This window comes from Vibrio sp. 2134-1 (assembly GCF_033339495.1).
The window spans coordinates 119508-144524 of record NZ_JAWOUS010000002.1; the positions used below are offsets into that span (position 1 = coordinate 119508).

Here is a 25017-nt window from a genome sequence, read left to right on the forward strand (position 1 = left end):
TAACCATTACTTGTTAAACATCAGTATTCGCGAGGAGTTAAGGTTTGCCTTGCATCCGACTACATACGGAAGATGCCAAATTTGCTGTCTGGTATCGGCGCATTAAGCGCAGCAGACAGAGCAATGCCGACAACATCACGGGTTTTCGCAGGGTCAATAATGCCGTCGTCCCACAAACGAGCACTGGCGTAATAAGCGTGGCTTTGAGTCTGATATTGCTCCGCAATTGGACGTTTGAACGCTTCTTCTTCCTCCGCGCTCCAGCTTTCGCCTTTGCGAGTTTTGATATCGCGGGTCACTTGCGCCATCACGCCAGCCGCTTGCTCTCCACCCATGACGGAGATGCGCGCGTTTGGCCACATCCACATCATGGTTGGATCATAAGCGCGGCCACACATGCCGTAGTTCCCAGCGCCATACGAGCCACCAATCACTACGGTAAACTTCGGCACGTCTGCACACGCAACAGCAGTTACCATTTTCGCACCATGTTTGGCGATGCCTTCGGCTTCGTACTTCTGACCGACCATAAAGCCCGTGATGTTCTGTAAGAAGAGCAGAGGAATTTTGCGTTGTGCGCACAGCTCAATAAAATGCGCGCCTTTTTGTGCTGATTCCGAAAATAGAATGCCGTTGTTAGCGACGATGCCAATCGGCATACCGTGAATATGGGCAAAGCCACAGACCAAGGTTTCGCCGAACAAGGCTTTAAATTCATCGAACTGGGAATCATCAACAATTCGGGCAATGACCTCTTTAACATCAAACGGCTTTTTGAGATCGGTTCCGACGATGCCGTACAGCTCTTGGGCAGGAAAACGTGGTTCCTGTGGTGCTTTTTGCTTGAGTTGAACGGGTTTCAAGTGGTTGATTTGTGAAACCGCTTGTCTTGCCAACTCTAACGCGTGGTGATCATTTTCTGCATAATAGTCCGCCACACCAGAGGTGCGACAATGAACGTCTGCGCCACCAAGATCTTCCGCGCTGACTTCTTCACCAGTCGCTGCTTTTACAAGAGGTGGACCTGCCAAGAAAATCGTGCCTTGTTCTTTGACTATGATGGATACGTCACACATGGCAGGAACATAAGCGCCGCCAGCGGTACATAGCCCCATGACCACCGCAATTTGTGGAGTGCCTTTGGCCGACATACGGGCTTGGTTGTAGAAAATACGGCCAAAATGGTCTTTATCTGGGAATACCTCATCTTGGCGGGGTAGGTTAGCGCCGCCAGAGTCGACTAAGTAAACACACGGTAGTTGGCATTTTTCTGCAATTTCTTGTGCTCTTAAGTGCTTTTTCACGGTGAGTGGGTAGTAACTGCCGCCTTTTACCGTCACGTCGTTCGCGACGATCATGCACTCAGTGCCGTCAATCACACCCACACCTGCAACCACTCCAGCACATGGAACGTAATCTGGATACACATCCCAGCCAGCAAATTGACCAATTTCTAGAAAGGACGAACAAGGGTCGAGTAGGGCAAGAATGCGCTCACGTACCGGAAGTTTGCCTTTCTTCTGCTGATGCTCGCGGGCTTTCTCACCGCCACCATCTTCTATTTGGGCAGTCACGGTATAAAGTTGATCTACAAGTGACGCCATAGAGCGGTAGTTTTCCTGATACTGCTCTGAATGGGTATTAATATTGGTCGTCAAACAAGCCATAAATAGCCGATCTCCATTCGGTAGACGGGTGACACCACCCGCCTTTATCTATGTTGAATAAGATTTAGGTTGAATAAGGAATTTATTTAGATTCAGAACGCCTAGGTATGTTGATTAGGCGCTTTCGTTAAACAATTCGCGACCAATAAGCATGCGGCGAATTTCTGAAGTGCCCGCACCGATTTCATACAGCTTGGCATCTCGCAACAAACGGCCCGTATCAAACTCGTTGATGTAGCCGTTACCGCCAAGTAGTTGAATCGCATCCAGTGCCATCTTGGTTGCCAGCTCTGCGCTGTAGAGGATCGCGCCAGCAGAATCTTTACGTGTGGTTTCACCGCGATCACAAGCGGCAGCGACGGCGTAAACATACGCTTTAGCGGCATTCATTTGTGTGTACATATCCGCGATTTTTGCTTGAACTAGCTGGAATTCACCGATGGATTTACCGAACTGTTTACGGTCGTGAATGTAAGGCACAACGGTATCCATACACGCCTGCATGATGCCAAGTGGGCCGCCTGCAAGCACCACACGTTCGTAGTCGAGGCCGCTCATCAATACTTTCACGCCTTGGTTTTCTTCGCCGAGAATATTTTCCGCAGGGACTTCGCAGTTTTGAAAGACCAGCTCACACGTATTCGAGCCGCGCATACCCAACTTGTCGAGTTTTTGTGCTTGAGTAAATCCAGGGAATCCGCGTTCCACAATAAATGCCGTGATGCCTTTGGAGTGCTGGCTTGGGTCGGTTTTGGCGTAGACAACATAGGTGTGTGCATCAGGGCCGTTGGTGATCCACATTTTGTTGCCGTTTAGCAGGAAAATATCGCCTTTACGTTCGGCTTTAAGCTGCATAGAGACCACATCAGAGCCGGCGCCGGGTTCACTCATTGCAAGGGCGCCGATATGTTCACCGGAGATGAGCTTAGGTAGGTATTTCTCTTTTTGCGCTTGTGTGCCGTTACGGTGGATTTGGTTGACGCAAAGGTTGGAGTGAGCGCCGTAACTTAACGCAACCGAAGCGGATGCTCGGCTGATTTCTTCCATAGCGATAACGTGGGCGAGATAGCCCATGCCTGCACCACCAAACTCTTCGCTGGTGGTTACACCTAAAAGACCCATGTCACCTAATTTGGACCAAAGATGGTTTGGAAAGTCGTTAGTTTGGTCGATAGATTGCGCTAGCGGCGCAATTTCTCTTGCAGCAAAACTATTGATTTGCTCGCGAAGCAAATCGGTATTTTCGTCATAAACAAAGTTCAGGGAAGAGTAGGTAGATTTCATTGCGTGTCCTTGCCTTTACGTCACCTACATCCCAGAGTTGAGGTGTTAGGTGACTTTTTCGCCTTTCATGGATCTCAGTGTGTTTTGGCATCGCAACTGCGCAGCATTTAACTCCATCATTACCGCTTGAATGTCGTTTGCTTGCTGTTGCAATGCTGCCTTCTTCTCTTCGATCAACCGAATCATATAGTTCAACTGCTCAGTACTTTGATCGGTATCGTAGAGTTCAAATAACTCTTTGATATCTGCAAGAGAAAAGCCCAATCGCTTACCTCGCAAAATCAGTTTTAGTCGAATTCGATCACGACCATTGTAGATTCGAGTGTTGCCTTTACGTTCTGGAGTTAGGAGACCTAAATCTTCGTAGAAGCGAATGCTTCGAGTAGTAATGTCGAACTCTTTCGCGAGCTCGCTGATCTTAAATGTGTTCATTCCTTAACCTTACGACTTTCGTATAACATTTACATGAATATACAATTCGTTAACGTTAAAGTAAACAAACAACATCCACTCTTGAGCCTTGATATCACTCGTATTTACTCGAAATCAAAGAATCACTCGAACAAACAATAACCTCAAACTTGACGTTAACGTAAATGTTAGTATAGTTATGACGTAAACGTCAACAAAAGGTTAATGGAATGAAAAATGAAACATGGATTGTTGCCGCTAAGCGAACGCCTATCGGCTCTTTTCAAGGTGCATTAGCTTCAACAGATGTCACGGAACTCGGTGCGAAAGCCATTCAAGGGGCGCTAGCCGAAAGCCAACTCGATGTGCACAAAATAGACGAAGTGTTGATGGGATGCGTTTTAACCGCCGGTGTGGGGCAAGCGCCTGCAAGACAAGCAAGTCTTAAAGCTGAAATGCCACAATCGATTGGTTGTACGACACTGAACAAAGTTTGTGGTTCGGGTATGAAAACCGTCATGCTGGCATATGACCTTATTCAATCTGGCAATGCGCATGCTGTCATCGCTGGTGGCATGGAAAACATGTCGTCTTCTCCTTATCTATTAAAGAAAGCGCGTGATGGTTTCCGTTTAGGTCACGAGCAAGTGCTTGATCACATGTTTTATGACGGGTTGCAGGATGCCTACCAAGGTGAGCTGATGGGTGTCTTTGCAGAACAGACGGCGCAAAAGTATCAGTTTAGCCGTGAAAGTATGGATGCCTGGGCGCAGCAGTCGGTGACTCGTGCGCAGCAAGCAATCGAACAAGGTTTGTTCAAAGAAGAGATCGTGCCTGTTAACGTAAAAAGTCGGCGCGGCGAAACCTTGGTTGTAGATGATGAGCAACCGAGCAAACTCGACGTCACTAAAATTCCTACCTTACGCCCTGCGTTTGCCAAAGATGGCGGCGTAACCGCAGCAAACTCTAGTTCCATTTCGGATGGTGCGTCGGCAATGATCTTAGTCGATAGTGATTTTGGTCGTCAGGAAAACCTTCAGCCTCTAGCCAAAATTGTCGCGTACAGCACGCATGCAAGGCAGCCTGATGAGTTCACCATCGCACCAGTCTTCGCGATTGAATCGCTGCTGGAAAAAACGGGCTGGGACAAATCAGACGTGGACCTTTGGGAAATCAATGAAGCTTTTGCTGTCGTGACTCAATACGCGGTGAAAGCTCTCGAACTGGACGAGAGCAAAGTGAACCCTCGCGGAGGGGCTTGTGCGCTGGGGCATCCAATAGGCGCAAGTGGCAATCGAATCCTTGTCACTTTGATTCATGCACTAAAACAAACTGGTGGTAAGCGTGGCGTTGCATCGCTTTGTATTGGCGGCGGCGAGGCAACCGCTATCGCGATTGAAATCTGCTAAATCACTCTCAACAAAGTTTCACTTACATAACAGTAGTCCGTAACAAGCTGAAAAATACAAGGATGTCATCATGACAGAACAAGTAAAGCAGTATATCGGTGGTGAATTTGCCATCTCCGATTCAAAACAATGGCTAGATGTAACCAACCCGGCAACCAACGAAGTGATTGCACAAGTACCTTGTGCCACGGAATCGGAAATGAATGCGGCGATTGCCAGCGCAACAGAAACGTTCAAACGCTGGAAAGAAGTTGCAGCGCCGGAGCGTGCTAGATTGATGCTGCGTTACCAACATTTGCTAAAAGAGCAACACGATGAGTTGGCGATACTGCTTTCAAGTGAGACAGGCAAAACCCTCGCGGATGCAAAGGGTGACATTTGGCGTGGGATTGAAGTCGTAGAACAAGCGGCGAACATTTGTAGCTCAATGATGGGCGAAACGGTTGAGAACGTCGCGACCAATATTGATGGTTACTCTTACATTCAACCGCTCGGCGTTTGTGCTGGCATTACACCGTTTAACTTCCCTGCGATGATTCCATTGTGGATGTTCCCGATGGCGATCGCTTGTGGCAACACCTTTATTTTGAAGCCGTCAGAGCAAGTGCCACTAACGGCAATGAAACTGGCGGAGCTGTTTGAACAAACTGGCGCACCAAAAGGCGTATTGCAAGTTGTTCACGGGACCAAAGAGCAAGTCGACCGCATTCTGACTGATCCAGTTGTTCGTGCGATCTCTTTTGTTGGCTCTGTGCCCGTTGGTGAGTACATCTACAAAACAGGTACAGACAACCTGAAACGCGTGCAGTCATTTGCAGGTGCTAAGAACCACATGGTCATCATGCCGGATGCAAACAAACAGCAAGTCATCAATAACCTAGTTGGCGCGTCAGTTGGTGCTGCAGGCCAACGCTGTATGGCTATTTCGGTTGCCGTATTTGTCGGCGAAACCAAAGAATGGATTCCAGAGCTTAAAGAGGCGTTAGCTCAGGTTCAGCCTGGCGCGTGGGATGATGAAACCGCCGGTTATGGTCCACTGATTAGCCCTCAAGCGAAGCAGCGAGTGGTGAATCTGATTAATGAAGGCAAAGCGTCAGGCGCGAATTGTGTTCTGGACGGGACAGATTGCCAAGTACCTGGCTTCCCGAACGGTAACTGGGTGGGGCCAACACTGTTTACCAACGTGACCACAGACATGTCGATTTATCAGGAAGAAATTTTCGGGCCTGTACTGTTAACTATGGAAGTGGATGACCTAGATGAAGCGATTGAACTGATCAATGCAAACCGCTTTGGTAATGGTACGTCTATTTTCACGGCGAACGGCGCTGCCGCGAGAAAGTATCAACACAATATCGAAGTAGGTAACGTAGGCATCAACGTGCCGATTCCGGTGCCATTGCCGTTCTTCTCGTTTACTGGGTGGAAAGGCAGCTTCTACGGCGACCTGCATGCTTACGGTAAACAAGCGGTTCGCTTCTACACCGAGACGAAAACTGTCACCGCGCGTTGGTTTGAAGATGACATTCCGAGCGGTCCAAACATGACCATTCAACTTAGCTAATTACTGGATTAGCGACACCTCTAGCCAAGCGCCACCGTTTAAGTGGGCTTGGCTCGGATACAAATGCAACGAATTAGACCTTAGGACTTCAAGATGGATTTTGAATTAAACGAAGATCAACTCGCGTTTGCCGAAGTAGCAAAGCAGTTTGCAGACCAAATGTTAGCGCCTCATGCGGCCGAGTGGGATGAAAACCATCATTTCCCTAAAGATGTACTGCGTCAAGCAGGTGAACTTGGTTTTCTGAGCATCTATACGCCGCCAGAGCATGGTGGCTTGGGGTTATCTCGTTTGGATGCGGCGATCATTTTCGAGCAGTTGGCTATGGGTTGTACCGCGACTACTGCGTTTATGACCATTCACAACATGGCGACGTGGATGATCACCAGCTTTGCCAAAGCCGAAGTGGCGCAGCAATTTAGCGCGGATCTAATTTCGGGTGAAAAGCTCGCTTCCTACTGTTTAACCGAACCTAATGCCGGCTCTGACGCCGCTTCTCTAACGACTAGCGCAGTGCGTGATGGCGATGAGTTTGTCCTCAATGGCGCAAAAGTGTTTATCTCTGGCGCGGGTGATACAGATGTATTGGTCGTGATGGCGCGTTCGTGTGGTGAAGGAGCGGGTGGCGTTTCTGCATTCGTTGTTCCTGCTGATTGCGAAGGCATTAGCTACGGTAAAAAAGAAGCCAAAATGGGTTGGAACTGCCAGCCAACTCGCATGATTACCTTCGAAAATGTTCGTATTCCGGCTGACTATCTGTTGGGTGAAGAGGGAGAAGGCTTTAAGTTCGCCATGCTTGGTCTGGATGGCGGCCGAATCAATATCGCCACTTGTTCCGTCGGTACTGCGCAACAAGCTCTGAACGAAGCCAAACAATACATGACCGAACGCAAACAGTTCGGCCGTTCACTGGCGCAATTTCAAGCGTTGCAGTTCAAGCTTGCTGATATGGCGACTGAGCTGGTCGCTGCGCGTCAAATGGTGCGACTCGCTGCCGCTAAACTCGATGCCCAGCACGCAGAAAAAAGTGCGTACTGTGCCATGGCAAAACGCTTTGCTACTGATGTGGGCTTTAAAGTCTGCGATCAGGCGCTGCAAATTCACGGTGGCTATGGCTACATCAAAGAATATCCAGTCGAGCGCCATTTCCGAGACGTTCGTGTTCACCAAATCCTTGAAGGTACCAACGAAATCATGCGTCTGATCGTCGCAAGACGATTACTAACGGAAGGCGTTGAGCTGCTTTAGTCAGCGAGACACAGCCTTACCTAAAGAAATTAAAAAGGACTGAAAGATTATGACGGCACAAATCAAACTAGAGCGTGAAGCGCACATTGCCAAGCTCACGATTAGTAACCCGCCAGCAAACACCTGGACGCTTGAATCTTTGAATCAGCTAAAAGAGTTGGCGATTGAACTCAGTAATGATCGCTCCATTTATGCGTTGGTATTAACAGGCGAAGGCGAGAAATTCTTTTCTGCTGGAGCGGATCTCAACAACTTTGCATCCGGCGATAAATCGCAAGCCGCAGATATGGCGTTCGCATTTGGTGAAGCCTTTGAAGCGCTGTCTGCGTTCGATGGTGTTTCCATCGCAGCAATTAATGGTTACGCGATGGGCGGCGGTTTGGAAGTGGCGATGGCGTGTGACATTCGCATCGCAGAAGAACAAGTACAAATGGCACTTCCTGAAGCATCGGTAGGCTTGTTGCCGTGTGCGGGCGGGACGCAAAACCTGACCGCGTTGGTAGGTGAAGGTTGGGCGAAGCGTATGATCCTGTGTGGCGAGCGTGTGACGGCCGAGCGAGCGGAAAAAATTGGGTTAGTCGAAGAGGTGGTGGCGAAAGGTCAAGCACTCGAAGCGGCTATGGGGCTAGCACAGCGTGTTGCAGGTCAATCACCGAAATCTGTGTCAGCGTGCAAAACGCTAATTCAAGGTCGACGCAGCCAAACTCATGCAGCTGGATTGGTTTTGGAGCGTGAACTGTTTTTACAGCTGTTCAATACACAAGATCAGACTGAGGGTGTGAATGCGTTTTTGCAAAAGCGCAAGCCACAATGGACAAACAGCTAGCGGAGGCCAAATGACAGGTACAGTAAATGTTTCAAAACTTGAGTGCGCTGATGGCTCTGTTATTGGTGTGCTAGAGCTTGATAACCCAGCAGCTCTCAACGCGTTGAGTTACGTGATGATTGAGAAGTTGTACAAACAGCTTAATGAATGGCAAACGGACGACAGCGTCATCGCGGTATTCTTGCATGCTCAAGGTGAAAAAGCGTTTTGTGCTGGTGGTGATATTCAAGCGATCTACCGTGCACTTGAAAACAAAGAGCAAGACTTTGATTCTGCGTTTTCAGCGATGGAAACCTTCTTTGACCTCGAATATCGCTGTGACCATCTTATTCATACTTATCCAAAACCGATCATCGCGTGGGGACATGGTTATTTGATGGGCGGCGGTGTGGGCTTATTTATGGGTGCTAGCCATCGCGTTGCAGAAACGACCACACGCTTTGCAATGCCAGAGATTAAAATTGGCCTTTACCCAGATGTAGGCGCGACGTACTTCCTAAACCAGTTGCCAAAACATTTGGCACTGTTCTTAAGTTTGACGGCTTGCCAAATTAACGCAACAGATATGAAAGCGTTGGGGTTAAGCCAATGGATTGCACAGCCAGAAAACAAGCAAGTGCTGCTGGATCTGCTTGCATCGGTAAGTTGGCAAGATGAAGCAAACATTAATGAAAAAATCGCCACTATGCTGCGTTCGGTACAAGTTGATGAGCCAAGCGAAGGGATGTTGATGCCCTATGCGGAATTGATTGAGCAGTTATGTTCGGGTGACTTAGCGTCAATTGTTGACGCAATCAGCAGTGCTAACGTTGATAACAAGTGGTTCGTCAATGCGCAGAAGTCACTGAACTATGGCAGTCCGTTGTCGCTCAGTATCACTTATCAGCAGTTAACGCAGTATCAAAATCTCTCTTTGAAAGCGTGTTTTGATATGGAGTTTAACCTAACACTACGTTGTGGCTTAGAAGGTGATTTTAGAGAAGGGGTTCGTGCGCTGATTATTGATAAAACCAATCAACCGACTTGGCAACATCGCACGGTTTCTGACGTAACGCCACAAGTTTTGGAGCGCTTCTTCTCGCCAATTGACTCAGCAGAATACCCACTGACCGCATCGTCGGTAGCTATAGCGGCACTTTAGTACAAGGAAGAAATACGATATGGACAAAATTGCATTTATTGGCCTTGGTAACATGGGTGCGCCTATGGCTAAGAATCTACTCAAAGTGGGCTTGAACGTCGAAGTATTTGATTTGAACCCAAACGCAGTTGAGGAGTTGACCGCATTGGGCGCTTCAAGTGCCGATTCCGTTCAGCAGGCAGTACAAGGTGTTGACGTGGTTGTCACTATGCTGCCAGCGAGCCAACACGTTCAAAGCGTTTATCTTGGTCAAGATGGCATCTTAGATAGCGTCGAATCAGGTACCTTGCTGATTGATTCTTCCACCATCGATCCGGCGACTGCTCGTTTGGTTGGCGAAAAAGCATCGCAACTTGGTATCAGTTTTGTTGATGCACCAGTATCTGGTGGCGTTGCGGGCGCAGCAGCAGGTACGTTAACTTTCATTGTTGGCGGCTCACAAGAGAACTTTGTTCAAGCCAAAGCGGTGCTTAGCCACATGGGTAAAAACATCTTCCATGCAGGCGATGCTGGAGCTGGTCAGGTGGCGAAGATCTGCAATAACATGATGTTGGGCATTTTGATGAGCGGCACCTGTGAAGCACTCAATTTAGGGATGGAAAACGGACTCGATCCCAAAGTGCTTTCCGACATCATGTTGCAAAGTTCAGGGCGTAACTGGGCGCTAGAGCTGTATAACCCTTGTCCAGGTGTGATGGAAAATACGCCTGCAAGCAATGGTTATCAAGGCGGCTTTATGAGCCAGTTAATGGCTAAAGATCTGGGTCTTGCGATGGAAGCGGCGGTTGCCAGTCAAACATCAACGCCAATGGGCAGCTTGGCTCGTAATCTGTTTAATTTTCACAACGGTCAGGGCAACGGGCAAAAAGATTTTTCAAGCTTGTTTGAGTTCTACCAAAAGCAAAATCAGGCCTAAGGAGCGCTTATGGAGTTAGCAAATAAGGTCATTGCGATCACGGGGGCAGGGCAGGGGCTGGGTAAACAAATGGCACTGTCACTGGCGGAAAATGGCGTTCATCTTGCGCTTATCGACCTCAATTCAGATCAACTGGCTGAAACGAAAGCGGAATGTGAATCTCTCGGCGTTACCGCTCGTTTTTATGTGACGAACGTGACTGACGAACAGCAGGTGTGCACTGCTTTTGAGCAAATTGAGGCAGATTTCAAGCAGCTCAATGGCGTTATCAATAACGCAGGTATTATGCGTGATGGTATGTTCATTAAAGTCAAAGATGGTCAGGTTAACACGATGTCGCTGGAACAATTTCAGTCTGTTCTAGATGTGAATGTAACAGGCACTTTCCTGTGTGGCCGTGAAGCGAGCAAGGTAATGCTGAACACCGATAGCAAAGGGGTTCTGATCAACATATCCAGCGTTGCGCGTGCCGGGAATATTGGTCAAACCAACTATTCAGCATCTAAAGCGGCGGTAGCCACCATGGCAACGGTGTGGGCGAAAGAGTTAGGGCGTTTCGGAATTCGCTCAGTGGCGATTGCTCCGGGTGTCATCAAAACTGCCATGACAGACCAAATAAAACCTGAAGCGATGGAACGTTTAATCGGAATGATTCCAGTTGGACGTTTAGGTTTGGCGGATGAAATTTCATCGACCATAAAATACGTGTTAACCAACGAATTCGTGACCGGACGAGTGTTCGAAGTCGATGGCGGAATGCGAATGTAACCCCCTCTGCAACATAAAAAAGGGGAGCGAGTTTGATTGTCCGCTTCCTTCCATTTTCTCCTTTCTTTTATTGCTTCTATCTGAAAAATGTATTGGATGCATGGTCGACTGCTATCTCATCGAACGGTATAAAAATTGATTCTATTTCTAATGTGAATGGTTAGTTCTATATTGCTTGTCATGTAAATGTATCAACTCACAACTAAGACGATCTTTTGTCTCACTAACGAGATCGTCATTCTTGGTGTGTAAAAAACATTCTTATTGGTCATATTGTAACCGAAAACTATTTCGGCATCTAAAGATGGTGATTTATTATTCAGCGCAAAATACATGGGAATATGAGGCTGACTGAATAACCTTCAGTTGTCTTAATAATAAATAATCAGAATTCTCAATTACACTGAAGTAACTACCCATTAGGGAAGAGCAATAATGTCACTATTTCATTCGCTTAGGACGATGCCGCTATTATTGGGGTGTCTGTGTTTTTCTGTTCAGGCCTCCACAGAAAAGGTGGAACAGGAAGGTAAGTTTTTACAGTCGTTAGAAGGCATCGAAAATCAAATTTACGCATTACCTCAGAGTTCTTTAGCTTTGATTGAAGCGTTAGAAGAAGAGTCTTTACTACAAAACCAACCAACAGCGCTGTTGGTGCGTTACTGGCTTGCCAAGGCCACGGTTTTAGAGCTGCTAGGGCGCGTAGAAGAGAGTCAGAGTGTCGTTCAAAAAGGATTGGAGCTTGTGCGTCCACAGAGCCATGAGTATCTCCTGTTTAAGTTGATTCAGATGCGAACTATGGTTGGAAAGAGCGATATCGATACCGCGCTTTCTGCGTTGGATAGCTTGTTGGAAACATCGCGTGAGAATGGTGATAAGCAACTTGAATCAGAAATCCTGTTGCTAAAAGGACGCTATTACGATGAGCAAGGTGAGTTTAAAAAATCCTATGCTGCACTTATGTCGTCCATGGATGTGGCTGAATCTTCAGGTGTTCACGGGCTGGTCGAACGTGCAGCACTAGAGCTAGGTGACGTACTTGTCAAAATTCAGGGTTACGACCGATCTGAGGCGCTTTTGGAACAAGCATATCGCTATTTTAGGGATAGGCGTATGTCGTTCAATGAGTTGTTGAGCGTTTTGACGATAGCGAAACTTCATAAAGCACAGTTCCAATACGAAGAGGCGATAGCGTCATATCAGCGAGCGTTAAAGCTGGCTCAAATTATCGGTGATGGACGCTTTAGATTTCGAGTTAACCTTGAACTTGCAGCTTTATATCGCGAGACGAATCAAGAAAAGAAGATGGTTAACCACTTGAAGCTGGCGGAGAATTTACAGTACAGAGAAACGTCTAGCGCGTATTTGGCAACATTTAAGTTGTTACAAGCCGAATATATGTTAGAGCAGCAGCAATTTGAAATACTTTTAGCGATGATCGCGCCAATGCTGCCGGAGATTATAGAGAGTCGATACGTCAAGCAACAGCAAATGGAGCTACTAAAAGTCGCCGCTATGGCCTATGCGGGGAGCAATGACTTTAAACTAGCATTCGAAACTTACGGTAACTATCACGATAAATTTATCCAATTTAGCAATCAAAGAGAAGTTGAAAATCTTGAGCGCCAGCAGACGTTATTTGAATTGGAACGACTTGAATATGAGAACGAAGATCTCAACTGGAACAATGTGTTGCAGCGTATGGAGCTAGAAAATAACCGTCGTACTTTTTACTTATTGGGTGAAGCGCTACTTGCGCTCATCGGTGTTCTATTTTTGATGGCGGTAATATTTCTCGTCGTCAATCGCTCGCGTTTGAGAATGCGTCGCCTCGCAAAGACAGACACATTGACAGGGTTGTTCAATCGCGGTTTTTTAGAGGACTGGTTCACTAAGCCAGTAGAAGTGAGGCGTGAGCGAAAAGAGAAACCGGTACCTCAATCTAAGCAAGAAAAAATACAACACTTTGTTTTTGAGCAAGTCGAGCAAGTTAAGTACGGTTATCTAGCTTTAAATAAATGGGTAGATAGCAAACTCGATAAACAGAAAATGGTGCCAAATAAACCACAATCGGGGCCAGTAACTTTAGCGTTAATCGATGTGGATTATTTCAAGCAGGTAAATGATACCTATGGGCATGTGTTTGGAGATACCGTACTAACGGGCGTTGCCAAAGTGTTGGAGGAAACTGTACGTGAGAACGACATTGTTGCTCGCTTTGGTGGTGAAGAGTTTGTTGTTGTTATGCCCAATACAGACCATGAAAACGCTCTTATTACTGCCGAACGTTTACGTAGCGCTTTATCCCTACATTGCTTTGTTACGGAACAGAAAGAAGAAGTGAGAGTGACCTGTAGTTTTGGAGTCGTTACCACTGAAGATAATGAGATGAGCTTTAAATCACTTTGCGATCAGGCCGATAAATTGCTTTATCAAGCGAAAGCGAACGGACGCAACTGCGTGAAAGGTCGCTCGCTAGCGTAACAGAAATCAAAAGTTCAGGCTCATCGCACGATGAATCTGAACTTATCCCTCCCATTTACTTTGATAGCCAAGTGACTTTGAGATCCTTGCTTCGAATATAAAACGCTGAATCTAAAATCTTAAAGTCACTTGGCGATATTACTTAAAAATGGCTTAAGGATATCGAATCGCATATTCATGGCGTTCAATATAACCTCTCTTTTTGCCTCCTTCACCTTCAAAGTGCGAATGCCACTTGTGTCTACAAAACTATAACAAACTAGTGTGTCTATTCTTTGTACAAACAAACCATGTACAGGTGAAATGATTAGTGGTCGATATAAATTTTTTGTGGCACAGATTTTTGTTGTTCAAAAATCAACTCGTTCATCATCGTTTTTAAAATGGATCTACATTTAATCGCTTGATTTTAATTGCTTTATTTGTTTGTTCTTAAACTGAAATCTAGTTATCCCGACAAGTTCTTACCGAGCAATTTTTCGTACACCCTCAACTTTTCATCCTTTTTTACTAACATTTTTCTTTAAAAATAATTTGAGTTCGAATTAATTTTCAGGCATTTTATATTTAACTAACCGTTCAATTAAAAATAACAGGGACGCAAAATGCCAAAGGTGGGGATGCCTGAAATCAGAAAACCGCAGCTTGTGAAAGCGACAATGTCAGTGATTGATAGAGTCGGTTTACACGCGGCGAGTATTTCGTTAATCAGCAAAGAAGCCGGTGTATCAACGGGGATTATCAACCACTATTTCGGTGGTAAGCACGGATTGCTGGAGGAAACGATGCGCGAAATCTTGCGTCAGCTTTCGTCCACTATCACACAGAAGTTACGTGAGCTGCCAAGTGATGCTCATCACCAAAGAATTAACGCCATCATTGATGGTAATTTTGTCGGCTATCAGGCAGAAAACCAAGTTGCCAAGACTTGGCTGGCGTTTTGGTCGTACTCAATGCATGACGAGCAGCTCAAGCGTTTGCAGCGTGTCAACGAACGACGTCTATTGTCCCACCTAAGAAAAGAACTCAAAGCATTATTAAATGCAGAGCAGGCTGAATTGGTTGCTCATGGTATTGCATCACTTATTGATGGAATTTGGCTGCGCGGAACGCTCAACCCGCAAGGCATTGATGCAGAAAGAGCGAGAATCATCATCAACGATTATCTCGAAAAACAACTTACGTTTTATTCTGAAAAAATATAAAAGTTACAGGTCTTCAAAATGGAAATGAAAGCACACTATATCAATGGTGCGATGTACGACGGGTGTTCAGATGAACACTTCACCACTTACAATCCGGCGAATGGTGAGCCATTGGCCAACATTAAACAAGCGAACCAAGACGATCTTCAAGCAGCGATTGAATCGGCAAAGAAAGGTTTTGCTGCATGGTCGGCGATGACTGCGATTGAGCGCAGCCGTATTTTACACAAAGCCGTTGCCATTTTACGTGAGCGTAATGACGAGCTGGCTGCATTGGAAGTGGCAGATACTGGTAAGCCCATTCAAGAAGCTATCGCGGTTGATGTCACAACAGGTGCCGATGTTCTTGAGTACTACGCTGGCCTTGCTCCAAGTCTACAAGGTGAACAGCAGCCACTCAGCGACGATCAGTTTTTCTATACACGTCGTGAGCCATTGGGCATTTGCGCGGGTATTGGCGCTTGGAATTATCCAATTCAAATTGCGATGTGGAAATCGGCGCCAGCACTGGCTGCGGGCAACGCAATGATCTTCAAGCCATCAGAAGAAACACCATTAACGGCGCTTAAGCTCGCCGAAATTTATTCAGAAGCGGGCATGCCAGATGGCGTATTTAATGTCGTGCAAGGGGATTACCGAGTAGGACAGATGCTAACGGCGCATCCTGATATCGCAAAAGTGTCATTCACGGGTGAGTCAGGCACCGGTAAAGTCGTCATGAGTGACAGCGCTAAGACACTAAAACAAGTAACGATGGAGCTTGGTGGTAAGTCTCCACTGATTATTTTTGATGATGCGAAGTTAAACGATGCCGTTTCTGCGGCCATGGTGGCGAACTTCTACACCCAAGGTGAGGTTTGTACGCACGGTACACGTGTATTTGTCCATGAAGGTATTTATGACGACTTTATCGCACAGCTTAAAGCCCGAACCGAGCTGTTAGTCGTCGGCGATCCGCTTGATGAGAACACGCAAATTGGCGCGCTAATCTCTAAAGATCATGAATCGAAAGTTCTAGGAGCGATTGAAGCCGCGAAAGCGAGTGGCGCGACGTTACTGACTGGCGGCTACAAAGCAACAGACAATGGCCTAGCCAATGGTAACTTTGTTGCTCCAACCGTATTTGTCGATTGCGATGATGACATGAACCACGTTCAACAAGAAATCTTTGGCCCGGTAATGTCAGTTCTGAAATTCCGCGATGAGTCGGAAGTGATTGCGCGTGCAAATGGCACCGATTATGGCTTAGCGGCAGGTGTATTTACTCAAAACCTATCTCGTGCGCACCGTGTGATCCATCAAATTCAAGCGGGTATTTGTTGGGTGAACACATGGGGTGACTCACCTGCGGAAATGCCAGTTGGCGGCTACAAGCAATCAGGTGTTGGCCGTGAAAACGGAGTCGAAACCCTTAAACATTACACACAAACGAAGAGTGTTCTGGTTCAGCTAAGCGACTTCGAAAGCCCTTACAAATGATACTACTCATAGTAGATAACTGACCACTTTAGCTTGTTAAAATGCTCGATAACTACGTTGTCAATTTTGATTGTAGGTTAACTACTTATCAAAATTTCCGCCTTGTTCTCAAGCATTTTTCCTACGCTAATTTCGTTCACTTATCTAGGGTGATTAGTATTAACTCCTAGGAGAATAAAAATGCAACAACACTACGATTACATCATCGTCGGTGCGGGTTCGGCCGGCTGTGTGTTAGCGGATCGCTTAAGTGAAAGTGGTCAAAATTCGGTCCTATTACTCGAAGCGGGTGGGTCGGATAAAAGTATTTTTATCCAAATGCCAACGGCGCTTTCTTACCCGATGAACACTGAAAAATACGCGTGGCAGTTTGAGACGGTTGAAGAGCAAGGGTTGGATGGTCGCCAACTTCATTGTCCTCGCGGAAAAGTTCTGGGCGGTAGCTCATCTATCAACGGCATGGTTTACGTTCGCGGACACGCTTGTGACTTTGACCAGTGGGAAGAGGAAGGCGCGAAAGGCTGGAATTATCAGTCGTGTTTGCCTTATTTCCGTAAAGCAGAGTCTTGGATTGGTGGTGCTGATGAATATCGGGGCGATCACGGTCCAGTCGGCACATGTAACGGCAACGATATGAAGCTCAATCCACTGTACCAAGCTTTTATTGATGCAGGCAAAGAAGCGGGCTACCCAGAAACAAAAGATTACAACGGTTATCAGCAAGAGGGCTTTGGCCCAATGCATATGACCGTCGACAAAGGCGTACGCGCTTCGACCTCTAATGCATACTTAAGCCGCGCTAAAAAACGCAAAAACTTCACCCTAATGAAGAGGGTGACGGTTCATCGAGTTTTATTAGAAGAAACTGGTGCAGAAGGTAAGAAAGCGGTAGGCGTTGAATTTGAAAAGTCAGGTTCAATTCAGCAATGTTTTGCGAATAATGAAGTGATTTCGAGTGCGGGTTCGGTTGGCTCCGTTCAGCTGTTGCAGCTTTCAGGCATTGGCCCTAAGGCAGTATTAGAAAAAGCGGGCATTGAGGTGAAACACTCGTTGGAAGGGGTAGGTAAAAACCTGCAAGATCACTTAGAAGTGTACTTCCAATATCACTGTAAGCAACCTATCACGCTCAACAGCAAATTAGGCTTGGTGAGCAAGGGCTTGATTGGCACTGAGTGGATATTAACTCGCAAAGGCCTTGGTGCTACTAACCACTTTGAATCGTGTGCGTTTATCCGCTCTCGTGAAGGACTAAAGTGGCCAAATATTCAATATCACTTCTTGCCAGCGGCAATGCGCTATGACGGGCAAGCTGCTTTTGATGGTCATGGTTTCCAAGTGCACGTCGGACCTAACAAGCCAGAAAGTCGCGGGTCGGTCGAAGTTGTCTCTGCGAATCCGAATGATAAGCCGAAGATTGAGTTTAACTACATTTCCACTGAACAAGATAAGCAGGATTGGCGTGATTGTATTCGCCTTACTCGCGAGATCCTCAATCAGCCAGCCATGGATGAGTTTCGTGGGGATGAGATCCAACCCGGTCTGAACATCACAACGGATGAACAGATTGATGAATGGGTGAAGCAAAACGTCGAGAGTGCTTACCATCCATCTTGTACCTGCAAAATGGGCGCAGATAATGACCCATTAGCCGTCTTAAATGAGCGATGCCAAGTACGCGGTATTCAAGGCTTGCGTGTGGTGGATTCTTCTATTTTCCCAACCATTCCGAACGGTAATTTAAATGCGCCAACGATTATGGTGGCAGAACGCGCCGCGGATATGATTTTGGATAACGCCCTAGAAACGTCGAACAACGTACCAGTTTGGATTGCACCGGACTGGCAAGAGATGCAACGAATGCATCCGCCAAAAAGAGATCTCGATTCGATCTCATAAAATGAAAAAGTCAGTAATCATTACAAGGAATTCAACATGTCTAAGATGACAAAAATCTTCTCAACAATTGCACTAAGTACTTTAGCAACAGGCGCTTACGCCAACCAATGTGAAACGGTTCGTTTCGCAGATGTAGGTTGGACTGACATCACAGCGACCACTGCCGTTACATCAGAGTTACTTAAAGGGTTGGGGTACAAAACGAAGACCGATCTTCTGTCTGTGCCTGTAACTTACTCCTCTATGGCTAATGGCGATATCGACATTTTCTTAGGTAACTGGATGCCAACGATGGAAGGTGATATCGCGAAATACCGTGATGCAGGTACTGTTGAAACCGTACGCGCGAATCTCGTTGGCGCAAAGTACACGCTAGCGGTTCCAAAATACGTTTATGACGCAGGCGTAACCAACTTCGCTGACCTAGTAAAACATGCCGACAAATTTAAAGACCGCATTTACGGCATTGAACCAGGAAACGATGGCAACCGCTTAATTCAGTCAATGATTGATAGTAACGCATTCGGCCTAAAAGATTTCAGCCTAGTTGAGTCCAGTGAAGCTGGCATGGTATCTCAAGTATCACGTGCCGCACGCCGCAATCAATGGATTGTGTACCTAGGTTGGGCGCCGCACCCAATGAATAGTAACGTTGAAATGGAATATCTAGCGGGTGGTGATGACTTCTTCGGTCCTAACTACGGCGGCGCGAACGTCTACACAAACGTACGTAAAAATTACCTCGCTGAGTGTCCAAATGTAGGTCAGCTAGTGAAAAATCTAGAGTTTAACCTAGAAATGGAAAATGAACTGATGGAAGCGATTCTTAACCAGAAACAGAAGCCATCAAAAGCAGCGCAAGCATGGTTGAATGCAAACCAAGAGCAAATTGAAGCGTGGCTAGAGGGCGTGAAAACGGTAGATGGCCAAGATGCGCTAACAGCTATTACAAACTACTTAAAAACAAACGCTTAATAAGCAGTATTTGAGCTCGTTTTTTTAAAAGAAAGTGGGCAGTTTTGCCCGCTTCATTAACACAAAGGTTTTATTTTGAATTTTATTACGGACAACAAACTACCGTTGGGCCAATGGATGGAAACTGGCGTCGATTGGTTAACCATCAATGCATCGGGTTTTTTCGATGCAATCTCTATTACACTTGAAACGATCATTCTTTTCGTGGTGGACATTTTTAAATGGATGCCACCTGCAGCGCCAATCATTATGACGGCGGCAATTGCTTGGTTCTTACACCGCAGCATTCCTCTTGTCGTATTTATCGTGTTGGCCTTACTCGCAATTCTCAACCTTGGTTACTGGCAAGAAATGCTGGAAACCTTTGTCCTTGTGTTTGCAGCGACAACGATTTCCGTATTAATTGGCGTGCCGTTGGGCATTATGGCGGCGCACCGTCCTTGGTTATACACCTTGTTGCGGCCAATACTCGATTTAATGCAGACCGTCCCGACATTCGTTTACCTAATTCCAACCTTGGTTCTGTTTGGATTGGGTATTGTTCCTGGCCTAATCTCGACCATCATTTTCGCTATCGCTGCGCCAATTCGATTGACGTACCTCGGCATTATTAAAGTGCCGGAGGAGCTACTTGAAGCGGGTAAAGCATTTGGTGCCAGCCGTATGAAGCTACTGTTTAAGGTGGAGTTACCTGCGGCATTGCCAAGTATTATGGCTGGCGTTACGCAGTGCATTATGTTGTCTCTTTCTATGGTGGTCATTGCGGCGCTTGTTGGCGCTGATGGACTTGGTAAGCCAGTCGTACGTGCACTGAATACGGTAAACATTTCACAAGGTTTTGAAGCTGGTTTAGCGATTGTACTCGTTGCCATCATTCTTGATCGCTTGTGTAAAGCACCAAACCAGAAGGAGGCATAATCATGGACGCTATTACTATTAAAAATCTTGATGTCGTTTTTGGTCAGCAACAAGCACAGGCGCTAGCACTACTAGATCAAGGGAAGTCTCGACAAGAAATCATTGATGAAACTGGCCAAGTGGTTGGGGTTGATAATGTTTCGCTGAACGTGAAACAGGGTGAGATCTGTGTCTTGATGGGGCTTTCGGGCTCGGGTAAATCAAGTTTGCTGCGAACGGTTAACGGGTTGAACGATATTTCTCGTGGCTCTCTGAAAATTAAAGACGGCGACGACATGGTTGAGCTCTCTAACTGTGACGAACAGAAGTTGCGCCACCTTCGTACTCACCGCGTATCCATGGTGTTTCAGAAGTTTGCATTGATGCCATGGTTAACGGTATTAGATAACGTTGCGTTTGGTCTAGAAATGCAAGGCATTGGCAAAGCAGAGCGCCGTAAAAAAGCGCGTGAACAGCTCGAAATGGTCGGTTTGTCTGAGTGGGAAACGAAATTCCCGCACGAGCTCTCTGGTGGTATGCAGCAGCGTGTTGGCCTAGCGCGAGCGTTCGCGATGGACACAGATATCTTGTTAATGGATGAGCCGTTTTCAGCGCTTGACCCATTGATTCGCGCTCAGCTTCAAGATGAATTGATTCTGCTTCAAGAAAAGCTAAACAAAACCATTCTTTTTGTGAGTCACGACTTAGATGAAGCACTTAAAATCGGTAACAACATCGCCATTATGGAATCAGGAAAGCTGATTCAACATGGCAAGCCAGAACAGATCATTCTTGCTCCAGAAAACGATTATGTGGCGGACTTTGTTGCTCACACTAATCCATTAAATGTGCTGAAGGGACGTTCCTTAATGCGTGACGATTTGGTTCGCGAAGATACGCGTGTTCTGATTTGCCCTGATAAAGATATTTGGGTGATACAAGAGAGCAAGGGGTTAAGTTTAGCGGATAAAGATAAATCGTTGATTCAATGGAAGAGCGACTCTTCGAACCTTGACGAAGTTAATGAAAACTCTCTGGTTCAGGTTAGCCCAGAAATCAGTATGCGAGAAGCGATTGAACTTAAACAGCGTAGCAATCAGCCTCTGCTTATGGTTGAAGATAATAAGCTGGTTGGTGTGTTAAGCGACAATGAGCTTTACGATGCATTGCTTGGTAATTTTAAGTCAGAGCAAGTAGCGTAAAGTTGACGCAGAACCAAGTAAAAAAGAGCCGCACATTAATGCGGCTCTTTTTAGTTTAAACAATGACTTAAGTCGCTAAGCTAAGACAATGGTCGACTATAGAGTCGTAATTACATCATCCATTGCAAGGCGCGCTTTTGGAAGACCATGATTATAATCTTCCCCATCCTTATGGTAGCCAATCGCCAGTGCAACTTCACAAATATGGCCCTCGAGCTCTTCTTTAAACTCTTCTCCAATCAGAGCCGGATCGACACCTTCCATCGGTGTTGAATCAATGCCTAGTCGTGCCAATGTGTGTAGTAGGTTGCCTAGTGCCAAATAGACTTGTGCTTTTGTCCAGTTTCCGTTGAAGCCATTTTCGTCCGTATTTGCATCGGCAAAAGCGTAAGCACCCATAAAGTTGTTGTACATCTCCGCTGGCAAGTGGCCAGATGTTACTTCTGCATCCACACGCTTCGCAAATTTCTCTTTAGTAAATTTAGGATCGTAAGCAAACAGAATCGTATGTGATGCGGCTTTCGCGTGTGGTTGGTTAAACTGATGCATATTTGCAAACGTATTGTGGAAACGTTGCTTCGCTTCATCACTTTCAATAACGATGAATTTCCATGGTTGTGAGTTGATAGAAGACGCTGACAAGCGCAGTGCTTCTTTGATTATCGCCATGTCTTCTTGAGAAACGCGCTTGGTTTCATCATATTTTTTTGCAGTGTAACGGCTATTTAGATCGGTAATGATTTGATGGGACACGTTTATATCCTCTTTATGTGATGACAGATGAGGATGCACTAGCATCGACAACCATGCGTACCTCGAATATGGGGTCATGATAATGGATATTTTTTCATTGATAAGAGGGTGTTTATTTAAATCACTTTTTACTTTTTGTTGAAAATCGATGTGGGTTGATCGGTTTGAAACTTAAAAGTCCTTATTTGGAAGCTTTTATTTGATATTAAATTAAACTCATATTAAGGCGTAGGGGAAAGCAACATGAACGTGATTGAAGTTTTTAATGATAGCTATGAACGTTGTACTTCAGATCAGGAGTTTTTCGACTTGTTCTACAAAAATTTATGGTCGAAAAGTGCCAACTTTAGACAGAAGTTTGACGGTATAGACATGCACCAACAAGTGAGAATGCTTAGAGGGTCTATCGTATTTTTTATGATGGCAGATACCTCGACCGAAGCGCACAAAATGGTGGAAAAGTATGGGAAAAAGCATGCAAGTGCAGATATTGGTATAGAGCCGCAGGATTTTGATGTTTGGCTTGAGAGTTTGTTAGAAACGGTTCGGCAGTGTGATTCTGGGTACGATGCCGATGTTGAAACCGCTTGGCGAACATGCTTTAAAACGGGCTTAGAAGTAATGAAACAAGAATGTGATAAAGAAGATGGGCACATCCTTAAAGCGAGTACCAAATAAGGAAGTAACGTGAGTGGTCGTTACTTCCTAGGGGCAGAATCTTACTTATCTTGTGTCTCTTTATTCTTTTTCACCGCTTCGGCGATATCACTGACAGCTTCGACAAGATTGATCGGCATTGGAAAAATAATAGTGGATGTTTTGTCTGTAGTGATTTCAGTGAGTGTCTGCATGTAACGTAATTGCAATGCATTCGGTGCTTCGTTGAGCATTTGCGCTGCTTCTTTTAATTTATTTGAAGCCTCTAACTCACCAGTAGCGTGAATGATCTTCGCCCTACGGTTACGTTCTGCTTCTGCCTGACGGGCTAGGGCTCTGACCATGCTGTCATTTAAATCAACATGTTTGACTTCAACCGTAGCAATCTTGATTCCCCAGTCATCAGTCTGTTGATCGAGAATGGATTGTAAATCCTTATTGAGGCGTTCTCGCTCTGATAGCAATTCATCGAGTTCATGCTGACCCAATACCGAGCGCAGCGTGGTTTGTGCTAACTGGCTGGTAGCATCGCTGTAGCTTTCAATATTGTTAATCGCCATTTGAGGATCAACTACACGAAAATAAACGACCGCGTTGACGCGCACAGAAACGTTATCTTTGGTAATTAAATCTTGTGTCGGCACATCCAAAACGACAGTACGTAAATCAACCCTCACCATTTGCTGAATAAATGGGATAAGGATGATCAAACCAGGTCCTTTGACTTCTTGAAATCGACCAAGAAAGAACACAACCCCACGTTCGTATTCTCTCAAAACCTTGAACATTTGGGTCGCTAGTGCGAACAGCAGCACCACGATCACCGCAACGGTATAGAGCATCATAAAGCGCCTCCTATTTATTTTGGCGGTCATCAGGCATCACAGTTAAGGTCAGCCCTTTAACATTAACAATGGTGACGTGATCACCTTGTTTGAATTGTTGATGGTCTTTGGCTTTAGCTCGCCATAACGCACCGTTGAGTTGAACGCGTCCTTCGCCATCGATAAAGTCATCGCTTACCACGGCGACCTTCCCAGGGTAAGTCTCTAAACCCGTCGTTACACGCCGGCGACGAATTTTGAGCAGCAGGCCGACGGTCAGCACGATTAGAGCCACGGAAAATATGGCAATACCAAAAATCAAAGGAAGGGCGATCTGGAATCCTGGTAACTCACTGTCCATGAGAAATATCGAACCGAGTACAAAGGCGACAACGCCGCCTAAGCCCAAAATACCAAAGCTCGGGCTGAATGCTTCCGCTATCATTAGTGCAATACCGAGTAACAGCAGACCAAGACCTGCGTAGTTGACGGGCATCATTTGTAGTGCGTACATGGCAAGAAGCAGACAAATCCCACCTAGCACACCGGGTAAGCCAATTCCTGGGTTGTAAAATTCAAGAAGTAAACCGTAGATGCCGATGAGCATTAGAATGTAGGCAACGTTTGGATTGGTGATAACGGCTAGCATTTCTGCTCGCCAGTCGGGTGTTCTTTCAATCCATACGGGATTTTCCAGTGACAATGTCACATCACGATTGTTAACTTTAACAGTTTGTCCATCAATGGCTTTGACTAAATCCTCTGGTGAGTTGGCTATATAATCAATAACGTTTAATTCCAATGCCTCTGTGGCGTCCAAACTCGCTGCTTCGCTCACTGCTTTCTCTGCCCACTCTGCATTTCGGCCATGAAGCTTTGCTAAGCCTTTAATATAGGCTCTAGCATCATTAATCACCTTTTTCTCCATTGCGGTTTTCGCGGGAACTTTCTCTGAACCTTCGTTGGTTCCTTCTGGCGTTTCTTCCGCGTTTTGATCTTTGCCATCATCCGATGAAGGAGGTTGAGGCGTACCACCTAACGCGACGGGCGTTGCAGCTCCGAGGTTTGTCGCTTCAGCCATGGCGGCTACGTGACTAGCGAGCAAGATGTATGTTCCTGCACTGGCAGCTCTAGAACCAGATGGGCCGACCCAAGTTGCAATGGGAGTCGAGGAGGTGGTAATCGCGTGAATAATATCTCGCATTGCGCTATCTAAGCCGCCTGGTGTGTCCATCTCTAAGATCACTAAACTGACACCGTTTAGTTGAGCTTCTTCTATTTCACGAGATAAATAGTCGCTAGTAGCAGGCCCTATAGCGCCTTTGACAGGAACAATCCAAACGGTATTCGCCAGTGCTTGACTGGCAATCAAGAGTAAAGGTAAGAACCATATCCATAGTCGTTTCATGCA

21 protein-coding genes are annotated in these 25017 nt (G+C 46.1%); 15 read left to right on the forward strand and 6 right to left on the reverse strand.

Features of this window, described 5'->3' with window-relative positions:
- Positions 1–59 precede the first annotated feature (59 nt).
- From R7R78_RS02935 to R7R78_RS02945, 3 genes are all read right to left on the reverse strand, one after another.
- Positions 60–1667, reverse strand: coding sequence for a carboxyl transferase domain-containing protein (locus R7R78_RS02935; protein WP_225473009.1), 1608 nt, complete (start codon positions 1665–1667; stop codon positions 60–62).
- A 114-nt stretch (positions 1668–1781) separates the two neighbouring features.
- Positions 1782–2951 (reverse strand): isovaleryl-CoA dehydrogenase, encoded by a 1170-nt coding sequence (locus R7R78_RS02940; RefSeq protein WP_213869863.1) that lies wholly within the window; start codon positions 2949–2951, stop codon positions 1782–1784.
- Positions 2952–2996: 45 nt separating this feature from the next.
- Positions 2997–3383: a MerR family transcriptional regulator gene (locus R7R78_RS02945; protein WP_005373242.1), complete on the reverse strand. Its 387-nt coding sequence runs from the start codon at positions 3381–3383 to the stop codon at positions 2997–2999.
- A 209-nt stretch (positions 3384–3592) separates the two neighbouring features.
- On the opposite strand from R7R78_RS02945, the gene R7R78_RS02950 reads away from it, so the two are divergent.
- The 14 genes from R7R78_RS02950 (at position 3593) to choV (ending at position 21372) form a co-directional block, all read left to right on the forward strand.
- Positions 3593–4771: a thiolase family protein gene (locus R7R78_RS02950; RefSeq protein ID WP_167416104.1), complete on the forward strand. Its 1179-nt coding sequence runs from the start codon at positions 3593–3595 to the stop codon at positions 4769–4771.
- A 70-nt stretch (positions 4772–4841) separates the two neighbouring features.
- Positions 4842–6335 carry a CoA-acylating methylmalonate-semialdehyde dehydrogenase gene (locus tag R7R78_RS02955; protein WP_042523587.1) on the forward strand — a complete coding sequence of 498 codons (1494 nt, stop codon included), beginning with the start codon at positions 4842–4844 and terminating at the stop codon, positions 6333–6335.
- A gap of 93 nt (positions 6336–6428) precedes the next feature.
- Positions 6429–7583, forward strand: coding sequence for an acyl-CoA dehydrogenase family protein (locus R7R78_RS02960; RefSeq protein WP_005382663.1), 1155 nt, complete (start codon positions 6429–6431; stop codon positions 7581–7583).
- 49 nt (positions 7584–7632) lie between these two features.
- A complete protein-coding gene (locus tag R7R78_RS02965) occupies positions 7633–8409 on the forward strand; it encodes an enoyl-CoA hydratase (RefSeq protein ID WP_225473011.1) in 777 nt (258 codons plus the stop codon).
- A 10-nt stretch (positions 8410–8419) separates the two neighbouring features.
- Positions 8420–9550: an enoyl-CoA hydratase/isomerase family protein gene (locus tag R7R78_RS02970; protein WP_225473013.1), complete on the forward strand. Its 1131-nt coding sequence runs from the start codon at positions 8420–8422 to the stop codon at positions 9548–9550.
- A 19-nt stretch (positions 9551–9569) separates the two neighbouring features.
- The gene (gene mmsB, locus R7R78_RS02975) at positions 9570–10466 is read left to right on the forward strand and encodes a 3-hydroxyisobutyrate dehydrogenase (RefSeq protein WP_225473015.1); all 897 of its coding nucleotides are present in this window, start codon (positions 9570–9572) and stop codon (positions 10464–10466) included.
- Positions 10467–10475: 9 nt separating this feature from the next.
- The gene (locus R7R78_RS02980; RefSeq protein ID WP_005373217.1) at positions 10476–11234 is read left to right on the forward strand and encodes an SDR family oxidoreductase; all 759 of its coding nucleotides are present in this window, start codon (positions 10476–10478) and stop codon (positions 11232–11234) included.
- Positions 11235–11696: 462 nt separating this feature from the next.
- The gene (locus tag R7R78_RS02985) at positions 11697–13718 is read left to right on the forward strand and encodes a tetratricopeptide repeat-containing diguanylate cyclase (RefSeq protein WP_080996206.1); all 2022 of its coding nucleotides are present in this window, start codon (positions 11697–11699) and stop codon (positions 13716–13718) included.
- A 605-nt stretch (positions 13719–14323) separates the two neighbouring features.
- Complete coding sequence (betI, locus tag R7R78_RS02990) at positions 14324–14923, forward strand: transcriptional regulator BetI (RefSeq protein WP_017820329.1); 600 nt, start codon at positions 14324–14326, stop codon at positions 14921–14923.
- Positions 14924–14941: 18 nt separating this feature from the next.
- Positions 14942–16402 carry a betaine-aldehyde dehydrogenase gene (gene betB, locus R7R78_RS02995; RefSeq protein WP_053307603.1) on the forward strand — a complete coding sequence of 487 codons (1461 nt, stop codon included), beginning with the start codon at positions 14942–14944 and terminating at the stop codon, positions 16400–16402.
- A 180-nt stretch (positions 16403–16582) separates the two neighbouring features.
- A complete protein-coding gene (gene betA / locus R7R78_RS03000) occupies positions 16583–18298 on the forward strand; it encodes a choline dehydrogenase (RefSeq protein ID WP_005373209.1) in 1716 nt (571 codons plus the stop codon).
- A 36-nt stretch (positions 18299–18334) separates the two neighbouring features.
- Positions 18335–19273 carry a choline ABC transporter substrate-binding protein gene (locus R7R78_RS03005; protein ID WP_005382646.1) on the forward strand — a complete coding sequence of 313 codons (939 nt, stop codon included), beginning with the start codon at positions 18335–18337 and terminating at the stop codon, positions 19271–19273.
- Positions 19274–19348: 75 nt separating this feature from the next.
- On the forward strand, positions 19349–20191 hold the full coding sequence (gene choW / locus R7R78_RS03010) for a choline ABC transporter permease subunit (RefSeq protein WP_005392552.1): 843 nt from the start codon (positions 19349–19351) through the stop codon (positions 20189–20191).
- A gap of 2 nt (positions 20192–20193) precedes the next feature.
- Positions 20194–21372, forward strand: a complete 1179-nt coding sequence (gene choV, locus R7R78_RS03015; protein ID WP_042523602.1) for a choline ABC transporter ATP-binding protein — start codon at positions 20194–20196, stop codon at positions 21370–21372.
- A gap of 96 nt (positions 21373–21468) precedes the next feature.
- Here choV and R7R78_RS03020 read toward each other — a convergent pair whose 3' ends face one another.
- Positions 21469–22125: an NAD(P)H-dependent oxidoreductase gene (locus R7R78_RS03020; RefSeq protein WP_064354707.1), complete on the reverse strand. Its 657-nt coding sequence runs from the start codon at positions 22123–22125 to the stop codon at positions 21469–21471.
- A 243-nt stretch (positions 22126–22368) separates the two neighbouring features.
- Here R7R78_RS03020 and R7R78_RS03025 point away from each other — a divergent pair, with 243 nt between their 5' ends.
- Entirely contained in the window at positions 22369–22803 is a 435-nt protein-coding gene (locus tag R7R78_RS03025; RefSeq protein ID WP_017633662.1) for a globin, read from the forward strand.
- Positions 22804–22844: 41 nt separating this feature from the next.
- Here R7R78_RS03025 and R7R78_RS03030 read toward each other — a convergent pair whose 3' ends face one another.
- Both R7R78_RS03030 and R7R78_RS03035 read right to left on the reverse strand, forming a co-directional pair.
- Positions 22845–23627, reverse strand: a complete 783-nt coding sequence (locus R7R78_RS03030; protein WP_005373196.1) for a slipin family protein — start codon at positions 23625–23627, stop codon at positions 22845–22847.
- Between the two features lie 10 nt (positions 23628–23637).
- Positions 23638–25014, reverse strand: a complete 1377-nt coding sequence (locus R7R78_RS03035; RefSeq protein WP_053307604.1) for an NfeD family protein — start codon at positions 25012–25014, stop codon at positions 23638–23640.
- Between the last annotated feature and the right edge of the window lie 3 nt (positions 25015–25017).